The 15,237-nt window shown below is 75.9% G+C and carries 15 protein-coding genes; 5 read left to right on the top strand and 10 right to left on the bottom strand.

Features of this window, described 5'->3' with window-relative positions; translation table 11 throughout:
• Nucleotide 1: 1 nt before the first annotated feature.
• The 10 genes from EDD34_RS06095 to EDD34_RS06050 all read right to left on the bottom strand — a co-directional run bounded on the left by EDD34_RS06095 (nucleotide 2) and on the right by EDD34_RS06050 (nucleotide 10,558).
• Nucleotides 2-433 (bottom strand): hydroxyisourate hydrolase, encoded by a 432-nt coding sequence (locus EDD34_RS06095; protein WP_123813772.1) that lies wholly within the window; start codon nucleotides 431-433, stop codon nucleotides 2-4.
• Entirely contained in the window at nucleotides 430-936 is a 507-nt protein-coding gene (uraD, locus tag EDD34_RS06090) for a 2-oxo-4-hydroxy-4-carboxy-5-ureidoimidazoline decarboxylase (protein WP_123813771.1), read from the bottom strand. The genes EDD34_RS06095 and uraD overlap by 4 nt, the downstream gene beginning before the upstream one ends.
• A gap of 164 nt (nucleotides 937-1,100) precedes the next feature.
• Nucleotides 1,101-2,282 carry an amidase family protein gene (locus tag EDD34_RS06085; RefSeq protein ID WP_123813770.1) on the bottom strand — a complete coding sequence of 394 codons (1,182 nt, stop codon included), beginning with the start codon at nucleotides 2,280-2,282 and terminating at the stop codon, nucleotides 1,101-1,103.
• Between the two features lie 125 nt (nucleotides 2,283-2,407).
• A complete protein-coding gene (locus EDD34_RS06080; protein ID WP_123813769.1) occupies nucleotides 2,408-3,607 on the bottom strand; it encodes an acetamidase/formamidase family protein in 1,200 nt (399 codons plus the stop codon).
• Nucleotides 3,608-3,616: 9 nt separating this feature from the next.
• Entirely contained in the window at nucleotides 3,617-4,468 is an 852-nt protein-coding gene (locus EDD34_RS06075) for a ribosomal protein L7/L12 (protein WP_123813768.1), read from the bottom strand.
• A gap of 49 nt (nucleotides 4,469-4,517) precedes the next feature.
• Nucleotides 4,518-5,561, bottom strand: a complete 1,044-nt coding sequence (locus EDD34_RS06070) for an ABC transporter substrate-binding protein (protein ID WP_123813767.1) — start codon at nucleotides 5,559-5,561, stop codon at nucleotides 4,518-4,520.
• A complete protein-coding gene (locus EDD34_RS06065) occupies nucleotides 5,558-6,346 on the bottom strand; it encodes an ABC transporter ATP-binding protein (RefSeq protein ID WP_123813766.1) in 789 nt (262 codons plus the stop codon). Before EDD34_RS06065 ends, EDD34_RS06070 begins: the two co-directional genes overlap by 4 nt.
• Nucleotides 6,343-7,389, bottom strand: coding sequence for a FecCD family ABC transporter permease (locus tag EDD34_RS06060; RefSeq protein WP_211341504.1), 1,047 nt, complete (start codon nucleotides 7,387-7,389; stop codon nucleotides 6,343-6,345). Before EDD34_RS06060 ends, EDD34_RS06065 begins: the two co-directional genes overlap by 4 nt.
• Nucleotides 7,386-9,329: a prolyl oligopeptidase family serine peptidase gene (locus tag EDD34_RS06055; RefSeq protein WP_123813765.1), complete on the bottom strand. Its 1,944-nt coding sequence runs from the start codon at nucleotides 9,327-9,329 to the stop codon at nucleotides 7,386-7,388. The genes EDD34_RS06060 and EDD34_RS06055 overlap by 4 nt, the downstream gene beginning before the upstream one ends.
• Entirely contained in the window at nucleotides 9,326-10,558 is a 1,233-nt protein-coding gene (locus tag EDD34_RS06050; protein ID WP_123813764.1) for a hypothetical protein, read from the bottom strand. The genes EDD34_RS06055 and EDD34_RS06050 overlap by 4 nt, the downstream gene beginning before the upstream one ends.
• A 106-nt stretch (nucleotides 10,559-10,664) precedes the next feature.
• Here EDD34_RS06050 and amiA point away from each other — a divergent pair, with 106 nt between their 5' ends.
• The 5 genes from amiA (at nucleotide 10,665) to EDD34_RS06030 (ending at nucleotide 15,232) form a co-directional block, all read left to right on the top strand.
• Nucleotides 10,665-10,775, top strand: a complete 111-nt coding sequence (gene amiA / locus EDD34_RS21095) for a streptamidine family RiPP (RefSeq protein WP_246012211.1) — start codon at nucleotides 10,665-10,667, stop codon at nucleotides 10,773-10,775.
• Between the two features lie 211 nt (nucleotides 10,776-10,986).
• A complete protein-coding gene (locus EDD34_RS06045) occupies nucleotides 10,987-11,835 on the top strand; it encodes a hypothetical protein (protein WP_123813763.1) in 849 nt (282 codons plus the stop codon).
• Nucleotides 11,832-12,830, top strand: coding sequence for a CocE/NonD family hydrolase (locus EDD34_RS06040; RefSeq protein ID WP_123813762.1), 999 nt, complete (start codon nucleotides 11,832-11,834; stop codon nucleotides 12,828-12,830). The genes EDD34_RS06045 and EDD34_RS06040 overlap by 4 nt, the downstream gene beginning before the upstream one ends.
• The gene (locus EDD34_RS06035; protein ID WP_123813761.1) at nucleotides 12,827-14,221 is read left to right on the top strand and encodes a YcaO-like family protein; all 1,395 of its coding nucleotides are present in this window, start codon (nucleotides 12,827-12,829) and stop codon (nucleotides 14,219-14,221) included. Before EDD34_RS06040 ends, EDD34_RS06035 begins: the two co-directional genes overlap by 4 nt.
• A gap of 3 nt (nucleotides 14,222-14,224) precedes the next feature.
• Nucleotides 14,225-15,232 carry a nitroreductase family protein gene (locus tag EDD34_RS06030; RefSeq protein WP_123813760.1) on the top strand — a complete coding sequence of 336 codons (1,008 nt, stop codon included), beginning with the start codon at nucleotides 14,225-14,227 and terminating at the stop codon, nucleotides 15,230-15,232.
• Nucleotides 15,233-15,237 lie beyond the last annotated feature (5 nt).

Raw genomic sequence — 15,237 nt, 5'->3', positions numbered from 1 at the left:
CTCAGCTCCCCCGGTAGGTCGTGTAGGCGAACGGGCTCAGCAGCAGCGCGACATGCGTGTGGGCGGTGCCGAGTGCCACCTCCAGCACGACGCGCGGGTAGAAGGTGTCGCGGTCCTGCGCGGCGAACCAGTCGCCGGTCGCGAGTTCCAGCGTGTAGGTACCGGGGCCGGGCAGATCGCCCCAGGCAATGCGGCCGTCGTCGTCGGTGGTGGCGGTGCGGTGTTCGGGTTCGGCGGCGGCGGGCAGGCTGCCGCCCGGTTCGGCGGCGGTGTCCGACGGCGGTCGCGGCGCGCGCTCGTGGTCCGGCGACGGCCCGTCCCCGGTTGCGTCGTCAGGTGGCGGCACGGGGAGCGGGCCGGTGAGCGCCGCCCGCATGCCGGCGGCCGGGAGACCGCGGGCGGCGTCGAGCACGTGGGTGGAGGCGGTGGTCATGCCGGGGTCTCCTCGTCGATCAGCCCGTCGAGACGCAGCAGGGCGATCTGCCGCAGCTCGTTGATCGCCACCAGCGTCTCGGTCGCGTCGTCGTTCCGCAGCCTGGCGGTGAGGTTCTCGAGGATCTCGGGCCCGGTCCGGCCGGCGGCACGGACGAGGAAGATGCGCCCGAACCGCTTCTCGTACATGGCGTTGCCGTTGGCGATCGCGTCCGCCGTGGCCGTGTCGGACGACGACGCCCCCTGCTCCCTGCGCGACATGGCGGCCTCCCGGGTGTTGCCCTCGGCGCGCTCGCCGATCCGCGGATGATGTGCGAGAGCTGCCTTCAGGTCGGCCTCGCCCCAGTGTGCGGCGGCCCGTGTCGCGCGGCGGACCAGGGCGTCACGCGTCGGGTAGGGGCGGCCGGAGACGACGTCGTCCACCCATGCCGGGATGTCCGCGCACGGCCGCACGACGGCGGCCGCCTCGGCCTCGGGGAGGGCGTTGAAGGTGGCCAGGTCCATGACACTGAACCTACAGTTTCACCGGTTCGCCCATGCGACACGGACGTTTCGCCGAGGTAAAACACCTCGCCACCCGCTCGCCGCCTCAACCCCGCCCAGTCCGGCCCGACCCAGCGGACCTTTCACGGCCGAGTAAATGGATTCGAACCCCTACTGAACGCGACTCAGCTACGGGGGCGGAGGGACAACAGGGTGTGGTCCGAGTTGGGGGGGCCGATCAGGCAGGCCGCCGCCGGGAGGCCGGCTGCCGTGCGGAGCGGCACCGCGAGCGCCGGGAGGCCGCCGAGCACCGCCGTGGCGCAGAGGGCCACGGTGGCCGCCCGGACCGCCTCGGCCGCGCCGGGGTCGCCCGCGGGTGGCGCGACAGAGGACGCCGCGGGCACCACGAGGACGTCGTCGCCGAACAGCCCGCGAATGGCCGAACGCGCCTCGGCGGCGATGCCGCGGGCCTCGACGACCTGATCGGGGGTCAGGGACCGGGCGAACTCGAACCGCCCCCGCACCGCGGGCCCGAGGTCCTCGAGGTGCCGGCCGATCCACTCCGCATGGATCTCCCACGCCTCGGCGGCCTGTACCACGCGCACGGCCTCGACCCAGGCGTCCGGGAGCCCGGTGAACGGCGGGACGTCGCGATCGCCCCAGGGCGTGCCGCTCGCCGGGGCCGCGCTCGCCTCCGAGGCCGCGAGCCAGTTGTCGACGGCCGACCTGACGTCCGGCTCGGCCAGGTCGAGGAGCGCCGCGACCGGCGTGAGGCTGCCGCCGACGGGGCTCTCCCCGGCAGCCGGCAGCAGCACCGCCCCCACCCGGGCGAGCAGGTCCGGGTCCCTGGTCAGCCAGCCGACGGTGTCGAACGACGGCGCCAGCGGCAGCACCCCCTCGCCGGAGATCGCGCCGTGCGTGGGCCGGAAACCCCACAGACCTTGGTAGGCGGCCGGCACCCGGATCGACCCCGAGGTGTCGGTGCCCAGCCCGATGCTCACCTCACCGCCCGCGACCGCCGTCGCCGGCCCGGACGTCGAACCGCCGCTGATCCGGCCGGGAGCCGCAGGGTTGGGCGGCGTGCCGTAGTGCGCGTTCGCGCCCGTCAGGGACCAGGCGAATTCCTCGGTCCGCGCGATCCCCGTCACCGCCGCGCCCGCCTCCAGGAGGTGTGCCACGGCCGGGGCGTGCACCGGCTCGACGGGCGCCCGCGCCAGCCAGGCCGGGTTTCCGGCCCCGACGCGCTGCCCGGCCACCGCGAAGAGATCCTTGACGGCGACGGTCTCGCCGTCCAGCACGCCCGAGCCTGTCGGTGCCACCAGGGCCGCGCCGTCGTCCCCGAGCACCCGCCACACAGAGCTGTCCATGCGGGCCATCGTGCCAGCCGGACGACAGGACCGGCCGGGCGTTGCCCCAGAACCTCCCTCGCGCGGGCGGCCGCGGCTACCGTCATGCCGACCCGCCGCGGCCGGTGACGGGTCGACGGGAGGGCTCACGCCGTGAAGTCCGACATGCGGATTCTCGCGTGCACGCCTTTGACCACGTCCACGACCTGGGAGATGTTGAAGTCCGTCGCCGCCGACAGGTAGGCGTACGCGTGCGCGGCGTCCATCCCGTACCGGGCCCGCAGCAGGGAGATCGCCGCGCGGACGCAGTTCCGCACGGCCACGTCGAGGTCCCGGTCGAGGCCCGTGGGGACGAGGAAGTCGCTCGTCTCCCCCAGCGGCCCGGCCAGTTCCCCGAACATCCGGGTCGCATCGGCGGCCGGGATCAGGTCCAGGCGCAGGCGCATCCGCAGCGACGCCTCGAACGCGGTGAGCGCCACCTCGCCGTCGCCCTGCGCGAAGTGCGGGTCGCCCACGTACGCCAGCGCGCCGTCGGCCTGGACGGGCAGGTAGAGGGTGGCGCCGGCGCCCAGGAGGTTGATGTCGATGTTGCCGCCGAAGCTCCCCGGCGGCACCGAGTGGGGCCGCTCGCCGCCCGCGGCGGCGACGCCCATGATCCCGCAGAAGGGCGCGAGGTCGAAGCCGACGGTCCGCGCGGCAGGCGGCTCGCGCGTGCCCGACGGCGGCGCGCTGCCCGGAGCACCGTCCAGCGACGTCCCGCCACCCGGCGACGTCCGTCCCGTCAGGGGCAGGCGCCCACGACCGTGCTCGTCCACCTGGGCGAACACGCTCACGACAGCGGCGCCCGACACCGGGTACTCCCCGGGGAGCGCCCCGCGGCCGTGCCGGTTGGAGATCACGCCGTACGGGACGCGGGGCGTTGCCTCCAGCACGCGGATCGCCAGCAGGTCGCCCGGACGGGCGCCGCGCACCGCGATCGGCCCCGTGACCACGTGCCCGCCGTGACCCGCGGGCGAGTCGGGCGGCCCGGGCGTCCGCGGGCCCAGCCGGCTCGCCCGCTCACCCGCGCGGGCGGCCCGCGTCAGTTCGACGGCGTCGGCCAGCACCGCCCGCTCGGGCACACCCCGGGCACCGAAGTACGCGAGCGGGTCCGACCCCTGGTCCTCCAGAAGGCCCTCGTGCGACAGGGTGTCCACCACGACGTCGTCCCCAGGGTCCACCGTGAGGACCGGCTCGTCCGTGGCGCACGGCAGGCGGCCCCAGAACGCGGTGTCCGGCTCGGTGGCCAGGTAGTGCGCCCCCGCCGGGACGCCGGTGCCGGGCTGGAGGACGGTCTGGTCGCGCATGGGCAGACGCTACCTGCCCACGACCTCCACGGTGGCGCCCGCCCGTTCCAGCGCGGTGCGGTAGCGATCGGCCTCGGCCGCGGTGACGCACTCCACGACCGTGGCGGGGATCGTGCGGAACAGGATCCGCGCCTCGTCCATCCCCAGGGCCGTGACCCGGCACAACGCGCTGATGAGCTCCACCGCGTCGCGCTCCAGCGTCGCGTCGACGCCCACGAGCCGTACGGTGAACGGCCCGTCGACGGAGAACCCGGGATCGGCCGCGTCCCGTCGTGGCACCAGCACGTCGATCACCAGGTAGACGAGGAAGACGAGCACCGCCCATCCGGCCACGGCACCGATCGGCCCCACGAAGGGCAGCAGCTCCAGCCCTCCGACCACCGTGACGACCACCGGCGCGCTGAGGACGGGGGCGGCGTGCAGCAGGAGCCGGTGCACGACCGCGCGCGAGTCCACCTCGCGCACGGCGCGGATCCCCCGCACCGCGAGGTGCGCCACCGCCTGCTCGGCCCGGACGCGCGTCAGGCCGTGCGCGACGAGCCAGCCCTCCGCCCGGGCACCCCGACCCGGCCACGGCCCGCCGGGTGGCCGCTGCCGTCCCGCGACGTCGATCGGCTCGAGCCGGAGGATCGTCCGCACCCGGTCCCGCGACGAGCCGCCGGTGTCCAGGACGCGCACCGCGGAGTCCCGGGGGTCGACGACGTCGTGGGCGGGGTGCCGTACCGCGAGGACCAGCAGGATCGCGGCGACCGCCCACAAGACTCCGTCGAACCACCCGGCGAGCGACTCCCGCGCCTCGACCGAGACCGTGTAGACGAGCGCACCCACGAGGAACAGCGCGACCCGTGTGCCGTGCTTCACAGGGGGAATCCTGCCAGATTCCCGCGGGTGCTCCGGGCGCTCCCTCCCGTCAGAACGCGTCGGGGTAGAACGCCCGCGCCACGTCCTCCACCGCGGTGACGTTGCCGACCGAGCCCGGGAAGAGGCCCGACGACGGAACGGCCACGAGCCGGTCCTCCCTGACGGCGGTCACCTCGGGGAACGTCGCGGTCAGGTAGTCACGCGCCTGCGCCTCCTGCGCGTCGTCGTGCACGCCGAAGACGATGACGTCCGGGTTGCGCGCGGCGATCTCCTCGGGCGTGACGGCGGCCGCGAAGAACTGCTCGAACAGGTCCTCAGCCGGGTCGAAGACGTTGTCGCCGCCGGCCCGCCGGATGATGTCGTACTCGACCCCCGCGCCGATCGCCGACACCGTGCTGCCCTCGACGTACAGCTGGGCGACCGTCGGCCGTTCCTGGCCCGCCACCGCGGCGTCGACGGCGTCGAGCCGGTCGCTCATCTCGCCGGCGAGAGCGGTGGCCTCGTCGGGCACGCCGAGGATCGCTCCGAGATTCGCGATGTCCGTGAGCAGGTCGTCGACCTCGGAGGTCTGCCGCCGCTCCGCGCAGCCGCCGGTGGCGACGTAGCTGACCGCCCCGGCCTGGGCGAGCTGCTCCATGCTCGCGAAACCCTGCTCGGCCGTGAACTCGTACGTCGTCGGGGCGACCACCGCGTCGGGCTCCACGGCGAGCAGGTCCTCCCGCGCCGGCGGCGTCTCGGTGCTGAGCTCGGGGACGCCGGCCACCTGGTCGGCGATGTCCTCCGGCAGCGGGTGGTTGGCGACCTGAGCCTGGCCGACGAGCCGGTCGGCGACGCCGAGCCGGACGAGCAGCTCGGTCTGCGACGGGTCCAGCCCGACGACGCGCTCCGGCGCCCGGTCGACGACGATCTCGCTGCCGCAGTTCTCCACCGTGACGGGGTAGGCGCCGCCGGCGCCGGAGGGGTCGGCGGCCGCGCCGTCGGCCGCCTGCACGCCGGTGCCGCAGCCGGCGAGCAGCACCGCGGCGAGCAGTGCTCCGGTGGCCAGCAGCGCGGTTCGCCGCGGCGGGAGGATGCGGGTCGGGGATGAGTTCATGAGGTTCCTTCCTCGGATCGGGCTGCTCCGGACAGGAGCAGGTGGTCCCGGCCGGTGCGGGGATGCACCGTCCGGGCGGCGTCGACGTGGAAGACGTCGCGCAGGAGTGAGGGGACGAGCACCTCGCCGGGCGGGCCGTCCGCCACGGCGTGGCCGCCGTCCAGGACGAGCACGCGGTCGCAGTGGCCGAGCGCCAGGTCGAGCTCGTGCAACGCCATGACGACGGTGACACCGAGCCCCGCGACCAGGTGCATCAGCTCGAACCGGTAGGACAGGTCCAGGTGGTTGGTCGGCTCGTCGAGCAGGAGGACGTTCGCCTCCTGCGTGATCGCGCGGGCCAGCAGTACGCGCTGCTTCTCCCCGCCCGACAGGGCGTGCACGTGCCGGTGCGCCAGGTGGGTGATCCCGGTGAGCTTCATCGCGTGCTCCGCGAGGTCACGGTCCTCGGTGGTGTCGCCGGCGAACCCGCGGTGGTGCGGGGTGCGGCCCAGCAGCACGCTCTCGGCGACGGTCAGGCCGAGCTCGTCGGGCGGCTCCTGCGCCATGACGGCGATGTTCCGCGCGATGTCCCGGCGCGACATCCCGGCCAGGTCGGCGCCGTCCAGCAGCACCCGCCCGCCGCTCGGCCGCAGCCCGCGGAAGCAGGCGCGCAGCAGGGAGGACTTCCCGCTCCCGTTCGGCCCGAGCAGGCCCAGGACGCGGCCCGTCCCGACGGCGGTGGTGACGCCGTGCACCACGGTGCGGGCACCCCGCGTCACCGACACGTTCTCGATGTCCAGCCTCATCGTCCGATCCCCTGTTCGTCGGCGGCGTGGCCGCGCATCAGCCACAGGAAGAACGGCGCGCCGACGATCGCCGTGACGATCCCGATCGGGACCTCGGCGGGTGCGGACACCGTGCGCGCGAGCAGGTCGGCGGTGGCGAGGAAGAGCGCCCCGCCGGTCACGGCGAGCGGGATCATGCGCCGGTGGTCGGCACCGACCAGGAGCCGCGCCACGTGCGGCACGACGAGCCCGACGAACCCGATGCCGCCCGCGACGGACACCACCACACCGGTCAGCAGCGCGGCGGTGAGCAGCAGCACGACGCGCAGCCGGTTGACGTCGGTCCCCAGGGCGACCGCGGCGTCGTCCCCGACGGACATCGCGTTCATGCCGCGCACGACGACCGCCGTCACCACGAGGCCGATCGCGAGCGCCGCGGCGGGCGCGACCAGGGAGGTCATGGTCGCGGCCGAGACGGAGCCCAGCAGGAAGAACATCACGCTGAAGACGTTCTGCGCCTCGGTGGTGAGGGTGAGGTAGCTGGTGATCGCGCTGAAGAAGATGCCCAGCGCGACGCCGCAGAGGATGAGCCGCGCGGGGGCGATCCGGCCGTTCTTCTGCGCCACGAGGAACACCAGGGCGGTGGCGGCGGTGGCGGCGAGGAAGGCGGCGGTGCTGATCGAGACGGTGCTCGCGGTCCCGAGGACGACGACGGCCACCGCGCCGACGCTCGCCCCGGAGGACACCCCGAGGATGGCGGGCTCGGCCAGCGGGTTGCGGACCACGGCCTGCAGGTGCGCTCCGGCGAGGCTCAGCGCGGCGCCGGCGAGTGCGGCGAGCAGGGCGCGCGGCATCCGGAACTGCCAGACCGCCTGGTCCTGGAGGGGGGTGTAGGTGCCGTCGGACATCCAGGGCATGCCGGGCAGCAGGTGGCCCAGGGTGAGGCGCCCGGCGTCGTAGGGCGTGAGGTCGACGGTGCCGACGGCGGCGGAGGTGATAAGGACGGCGACGAGGGCGATGCCGGCCCCGGCGGTCATCAGCGGCGCCCGGAGGCGATGTCTCATGAGGGGTCTGCTCCCTGGGTGTGATACCGGGCGAATCCGAGGACGGACGCCGCGAAGTCGTGGACGTCGTCGAGCGCGTTGCGGCCGTGGCCCATCGCGGGCCGGTGCTCGCGGCCGACGACGGCGCCGCGGGTGCGCAGCGCCTCGGCGAACCGGTCGGTGGGGGCACGCGAGACCCGGGTGTCCTGGTCGAACGTGGTCAGGAGGAACGCGGGCAGCGGCCGGACGGACGGGTAGCGGTCCAGGCGCGCGAACGGCGAGTAGTCGGCCATGGCCGCCCGGATGCCGGGATCGGCGGGGTCACCGAACTCCTGGCGCCAGTACGCGGCGTACGGGTGCTCCTCCAGCCGGAACGGGTCGAGCGGTGCGGCCGTGCAGGTGACGGCCGCGACCAGGCCGGGCTGGGCGAGCGCCGCCGAGGCCGCGACCAGCCCGCCGTGGGAGGCACCCGAGAACGCGATCCGGCCCGGCTCGGCGAGCCCGCGGGCGACGAGTCCTCGGGCGGCCGCCACGAGATCGGCCGGGCCGGTCCCCTTGCGGGGACCGCGTCCCTGTTCGTGCCGCCCCGGGGCCCCGCCGGAACCCCGGACGCGGGCGGTGACGTAGCGGCCGCCGAGCTCGCACCAGGCGGCGACCGACGGCTCGAAGCCGGGCAGGTCGACCACGCCGAACCCGCCGTAGGCGACGACGAGCACGGGCGCGGCTCCGTCGTGGGTGTCGGTGACGACGAGCTCGACGGGCGTGCCGTCGGCGGCGGGGACGGTGAGGAGGCGGGTCCGCGATGCGCCGGCACGGCCGGGGCCCGGGGCCACGAGCGCGTCGAGGCGTACGACCTCGGGGACGCGGGCGGGTGCCTCGACCCGCACCTGGAGGCCGTCGCCGTCGCGCGCGAGCCCGGTGACGGCCCGCACGTCGTCGTCGGCCGAGACGGGAACGCGCCGGACGACCTCCAGCTCCGCGTCGAGTTCGGCGACCTCGGAGTGCCCGTCCATCACGACGTGCAGCCAGAACCTCCCGGAGGTGGCGAGCGCGTGCACCACGGTGCCGGCCGGCGGAGCGGTGGCCCGGATCGCGATGCCGGAATCGTCGCCGTGCAGGGAGTACAGCGCGGTCCGTGACACGGCGAGGGCGTCGTTTCCGGCGGCGTGCACGGTGCACACCCCGGGCAGCCGTACGAGTTCGGTCGCGTCCGTCGTGATGAGCCGGGTGCCGTCGTCGTCGGACACGGTGAGCACGAGCCGTCCGCCGATCACGACGGGGCGTGCCCGCTCGCCCTCGCCGCCCTCCCACACGGTCCGCGGCCGCGGGCCGGGTGCGTCCGGGCGCTCGACGGGCGTCCACGCCGTTCCGTCCGTTGGCTGCGTCGCCGTCGACCGGAGCGGCGTGGTCGGCCCCGTCGGGACGCGCAGGGCGACGACGCGCCGGGGGCCGACCGTGAGGATCAGGTCGTCGCCGTCCGGGGTCCAGGTCATGTCCGTGTACCGCAGCGCCAGGCCCGGGACGGTCCGGGCGCTCCCGGAGAGGACGTCGAGCAGGCGGAGCGCGCCCGACTCGGTGCCGTCGGCGGAGACCTCGAGCGCGAGGATGCGGCCGTCGGGGCTGAGGGCGGCACGCTGGACGGCCGCGCCCGGATCGTGGACCAGGCGCTCCTCGTCGCGCAGCACCACGGGGTACCGGTCGCCGGCCCGTCGGGAGATCCGCAGGTCACCGAGCGGAAGCCCGGGTCGCCCGGCGGCCTCGGCGCGATGCAGCGCGGCGTCGAGGCGCGGGTCGATGGGCCGCGGGCCGATGGGACGCTTCCCTGCGGCCGGCTGGTCGTCGAGCGGTCGGCCGGTTGTCCGTGCGGTCGGTCGCTCGGGGGGCCGATTTCTCGACCTCGGGCCGACCACAGAGCCCGGGCCGGGGCGGCCGCTCGCCGGCGGTGCGGGGTCGGGGGTCATCGGCCGATGCCGTCCACCGAAGCGGAGGGCTGTCCCGGGAGTGCCGCCAGGTGCCCTCCCTCGTCCAGCGGAGTGCCGACGGCGATCGTGGCCTCCACTCCCCCGCGGCCGACGAGGTGCAGCTCTCCGTCCCCGCCGCGGGTCACCGCCGCCCGGCCGGCGTCGATCAGGGCTATCGCCCGGCGCTGGGCGGGCCGGCCGTCCACCGGGTCCCACGGCGTCGCGCCGGGCCGGGGCCCCGCGCTCATCGGGGGGAGCTCCACCTCGGTGCGGTCGCCGTCCGGTTGCCGGATCATCAGCCGGTCGCCGTCCGGATGCACGACGGTCCAGGCCACGACGCCGTCGCGGATGTCAGGCCGGAAGACGAGGCCGTCGCCCGCCGGGGTGACGGTGGCCTCGCCGTCATCGGCCCGCCAGGTCGCCACCCGGTTGGTCCAGCGGTGCCACGCGGCGGGGTCGGGCTCGCCCCCGCGGAGGGAGCCGGTGAGGGTGCGGGTGGCGGGATCGAAGCGCAGGAACCAGGCGCGCCCGCCGCCCGGCCACGGCCACGTCTCCAGCCGGCGGGGAACGGCGTCCGCGATCTCGAACCGCTCGATCCCCGCCTCCGTCGCCAGGTGCACGACGCCGGCGGCGTGGTCGACGGCGTCACCGTGGCCGAGGTCGCCCGTCATGGGCGCGACGTTCCCCCGGACTCGCGGGCAGTGCGGGCCGGCGTCGAGCAGCTGCCGCAGCCCGATCGCCTCGACCTCGCCCGGCGCGCGGTGGCGGAGCACGACGACAGGTTCCCCGGTCGTGGTGTCGCGGACGACGGCGGCGCCGGGTTCCCCCGTCCGCACCCGCACCCGCACGGCCGTGCGCTCCGCGAGGTCGGCGACGGTGACCAGGTCGCTCCAGGGTTCCGCCGACGCGCCGCAGCCCGTCGTGCACACCACGTAGCGCCCGGACGGGTCGGCGGCGAGATGCTCGCCCGGGATCGCGACGGGGATGCGCGTGGCCTCCCCGGCGTCGTCCAGCACGACGAGCGTACCGAGGGCGTCGTCGACGAAGACGGCCCGGGCGCCGTGCGGCGCGCCCGCGGGCAGCCGCAGGACGCCGGCGTGCTCGGCGAGGGTGGCCCGCCGGGCGTCGCCGTCGTCCGGCCGGAGGGGCCGACCCTCGCCGGCCGCCATCCCGGAAAGGGTGCGCCACCAGCCCGAACGATGGTCCGCGAGCAGCAGGTTCGTGTTCATCAGGCGAAACCATACTAGAAGTGAGAATCATTATCGTGTACGTTCCGAAATGCCTGGTCCCCCAGGTCCGGCCACTGCGCCGGCACGTCAACAGGAAGGCAGAACCATGGAGAACACCACCACGGAGCTCGTCAGCGAGATCCAGGACACCGAGCACCTGGCGCACAACTCGGCCGACCACTCGAACGCGCTCGTCGAGAACCCGTTCGAGGACTGAGCCGGCTCGCGGGTCGCACGATCCGCGTACCGCGCCGTCCGGCGGGTGACTCGTCACGCCGCCGTTAGGCGCACCGGACCGGGGAGGTGAACCGGTCCGGGCGAGTGCGCCGGGCGCTCGTACCGCCCGGCGCACTCCGCCCCATCATCCCGCTCACGGTGGACGCCCCGCCGCGTCCGTCCCGCCCCGCGCCCGAATCCGAAGGAGTTCCGTGCCTCGATCCGAGTGGCTGCCGCTGCCCGGCGGCCTCGACCACGTCCGCCTCACCGGCGACCGCCCCGCGATGCGCACCCGCGACGGCCGCTTCCTGCGGCTGCACTCCGTACCGGACGGCGCCGCGACCGGTGGCCTCGCCGTGGGCGGTGAGCTGCGGCGCTACCTGCGCCGCATCGCGCACGTCGCCACGGCACGACGGCGCGACCTGGCCGCCACGCGCTGGCCCGAGGGCAGGCGGGACATCGCCGTCGTCGGCCGGGACCACCTCGCCTCCGCCCTGGCGCGCGAACTGCGCCGCGCGGGAGCCGGCGTGACCCGGATCCGGCCCGGCGCGACACTCGGCGACGGCACCGTCCCCGGGCCGCACGGCGAGGACACGATCCCGCCGCCCGGTACGGCGTCGGACCGCGCCGCCCGGCCGGACGCCGTCGTCGCCGTGCTCGACGCCGCCCCGTCTGCCGGCCTCGGACGGTGGCTGAAGACCCTGCCCGCGCAGGGCGTCGCCGTGCTGCACGGCCACCGCGAGGGCGACCACTTCCACCTGCTGCCCCTGGCCGTCGACGGCACCGAGGCCGACGCCGACCAGGTACGCCGGCGCCGGATCGCCGCCTCTCCCGCGGGACCGGAGCTCGACTCGTGGCTCGCCGCGCCCCCCGCTCCGGCGCACCGTCTCGGGGACCTGGCACGCGGCGCGATCGTCTCGTCGTGCCTCACCGTCCTCACCGACTGGGCCGACGACGCCCCGGGCCTCGCCGGGCACCGCCGCACCCTGCGCGTCCTCGACGAGCACCTGCGCCTGCACACCCACACCGTGCTCGGGTTCGACGAGCCGGCCGTGCGATGACAGCCACCGGAATCCCGCACCGCCGGCACGTCGTCCTGGCCGACGGCGCCAGACTGGTCGGCGACCTGTTCCCCGCCACCGGGGACCGCCGGGGCGTCGCCGTCGTCCGCACCCCCTACGACGCGCGGCGACACCACCCGCTCGCCGCCTCGCTGGCCCGGCAGGGATACGACTGCCTCGTCCAGGACGTGCGCGGACGCCACCGCTCGGACGGAGCGTGGACGCCGTACGACGTCGAGGGCGCCGACGGCGCGGCCACGCTGGCCGACCTGCGCGAAGCCGGGTTCGACGGCCCGGCCGTGCTCTACGGGGCCAGCTACGCAGCCCACGCCGCGCTCGAGACCGCGCGGGTCGCGGGCCCGTCGCTCGGTGTGGGCGCCGTCGTCGCCCTCGTGCCCGCGCTCGGCCTGCACGAGACGGCGTACTCCGGCACGGGCCGCCCGCAGTACCGGGACCGGATCGGCTGGTGGGCGCGGCACGGATTCGGCAGGTCGGACGACCCACCGCTGTCCCCGGACCGGCTGGACCGCGCCGCGGAGGTCGCCCACCGGGAGAGCCCGGTCGCCGCCGCCGCCTGGCTCGGGTGGAGCGACCTTCCGCGCCGTCGGGCCTGGCACCGGCTGTGGGAGACCGGGCCGCTGGACCTCGCCGGCCGGTACGGCGCCGTCGGGGTGCCGCTGCTCGTCGTCACCGGCGACCGCGACCCGTTCGACCACCACGCCCGCGCGCTCGCCGCCGCCTGGGGTGCGCGGTACGGGCCCCGGGCCGCGCTGCTGGCCGGCCCGTGGGGGCACGACCTGGGCATCGGGACGCGGGACCCGCGGCTCCGCGCCGCGTTCGACGCCGCGGGAACCCCGGGCCGCCGGATCGCCGCCTGGCTGGCGGGGACGGCCGGCCCGGAACCCGGCACCACCGAGACCCTCGACACCGCCACCCGGCGCTGGACGCCGGACACTCCCGGCGCCGCTGCGGTGCCCCTGGAAGGAGGACGATGAGCACGCAGGCCGCACCACTCGACGTCGAACGCCTCGTGGACCCGATGACCGGCATGATCCGGCGGGTCAAGGAGGTGCTGCGCCCGGATCGCGCCCCGTACCGGTACACGTCGCTCACCGCCGAGGTGTCCGACGCCCGCCGCCTGGGCGACTGGCCGGCCGACCGCGTCTCGCTCGGCACGACGTTCGGCGACCCGGCCGGCGCCCGCATCGCCGCCATCGCCGAGGCCGCCGAACGGTACTGCGGCAACTTCATCCCCGACGAGCTGGACCCGCGCGAGTACCGCACCGGCACCGCGGACGAGCTCCGGGCCGCGGGGCTCACCGTGGTCGGCGGTGACGAGCTGCCCCGCTGGGACCGCGGCCAGCTGGACCGGCCCGGGTTCCCCTACACCGGCTTCGCCGACGACACCCCCACCCTCTGGTCCCGCTGCGTCGAGCAGACCGCCGGCGGGTACGACGCCGGCGGCCGCGAGGTGTGGATGCCGCACTCGCTGATCGGGCTGAACTGGCGCCGGCGGCGCTTCACGCACCTGCCGCGGATCCACCACCTCAACTACGCGGGCATCGCCACCGGCCAGGGCTCCGCCGACGCGCACGACCGGGGCCTGCTGGAGCTCACCGAGCGGGACGCGCTGGAGGTGTGGTGGCACCACGGCGGCCCGGCGTCGGGCATCGACCTGGACTCCGTGCCCGGGCTCGCCGAGGATCTGGCGGGCACCCCGCTGGAGGTGCACGTGGTGCGCATGCCGACCGAGCTGGCGCCGGCCATGGGCGCCCTCGTGCACGACCCGGACACCGGCGTGTACGCGGCCGGGTTCTCCGCCGCCACCGACCCGGTCCGGGCGGTGCGCAAGGCGGTGCTCGAAGCGGTGCACACCTGGATCTACACCCTGGGCTGCGTGGACGCCGACGGCTGGGTGTTCCAGGCGGTCGACGCCGGACTCATGGCGCCAGGCCTCTACCTGGAGCACCGCGCCGACCGCCGGTACCTGGACTCGGCGGGCGAGCAGTTCCGGCACGTCCGGGACCTCGGGGCGCACGTGCAGGTGTGGCTCGACGAGCGGGTGCACCCGCTGGCCGCCCGGTTCACCGAGCCGGAGCTGGGCACGATCCCGGTGACCGACGTCGAACCCGTCACGCCGGGCGAGGTGCGCCGCGCGCTGCTGGACGCCGGGCACCGGATCATCACCCGCGACCTGACCACCCGGGACGTGGCGCAGACCAGCCTGCGCGTGGTGCGAACCTTCGCCACCGGCCTCGTCCCCAACGCGCCGGCCGCGTTCCGCTACCTCGGCATGCCGCGGTTCGCCGACGCGGCCCGGTCCCGGGGCTGGACGCCGGCCGACCCCGCGGACCCCCTGGCCCTCTGCCCACCACCCCACATGTGACCCATGAACTCGTTGCTCGCCGGGGCGTTCGCCCCCGATCCCCCGGGCGCCGCCCTGCCGCCCGGTCCGCGCACCAACGACTGGTCCCGCGCCGGGGCGGTGCCCGTCGAGGTGCCGACCCGGGCCGGAGCACTGCTGCGCGAGCTCTGGGGCACGCGGGGCCACCACATCACCGAGGCGGGAGGACCGACCACCGTCCCGCGGCGGCTCGTGCCGTCGGCCGGTGGCGCCTACCCGGTGCAGTGGCACGTCGTCGTGCCGGGCGGCGCGGCGTCCGAACTCGCACCAGGCCGGTACGTCTACCACCCGGCGAGCGACCGCCTCCTGCGGCGGGACGGCGCCGCGCCGCCCGGCGGCCGGCCGAGCCTGGTGATCACCGTCCAGCCGGGACGGACGTTCGGGCGCTACCGGCACCGCGCGTGGCCGCTGTGGATCGCCGACGCCGCGTACGCCCTGGAGGCCGTCCGGACCCTGGTCCCGGCGGCCGTGCTGCCGGAGGGATGGGCCGGCATGGGAGACGCGCGGCAACTCCTGGAGCTGCCACCGGGGCACGACGTCGAACGGTGGGTGCGCCACGGCCTGGTCCCCGAGATCTGCCTGGCCCGGGTCGAGCTTCCCGCCGGCTGGGCCGTGGACCACCGAGCGCGCGACGGGCTGGCCCGACGCCGGAGCCCGGCGCTGGCCGCCTTCCGCGATGCGGCGGCCCGGCGCGCCCGGTACGGGCCTCCGGCGCCGGCGGCCGTCGAGACGGCCGACGAGGCGGCCCGCCAGAGCGGGCAGGGCTGGGTGCTCGGTGCGGACCGGGTGCTGCTGTGGCCCCGCCCGCACCCCGTCGACGTCGCCGCCGCTCACCGGCCCCTGTGGGAGGCCCACCGCGCGGCCGCGCGGATGTGCTACCGGTTCGCCCGTGACGGGTACGGGGTGCGGCCCGTCTCGGGGTTCGTGCACCGGCCCGGCCCGGGCGCGCCTCCCCTGCTGCACGCCCTCGCCGTCCTGCGAACCGAAAGGTGACACCC

The organism is Myceligenerans xiligouense (genome assembly GCF_003814695.1).
Classification (GTDB): Bacteria; Actinomycetota; Actinomycetes; order Actinomycetales; family Cellulomonadaceae; genus Myceligenerans; species Myceligenerans xiligouense.
Note: the sequence above shows the minus strand (reverse complement) of the source record. Positions and strands in the feature narration are given on the sequence as shown.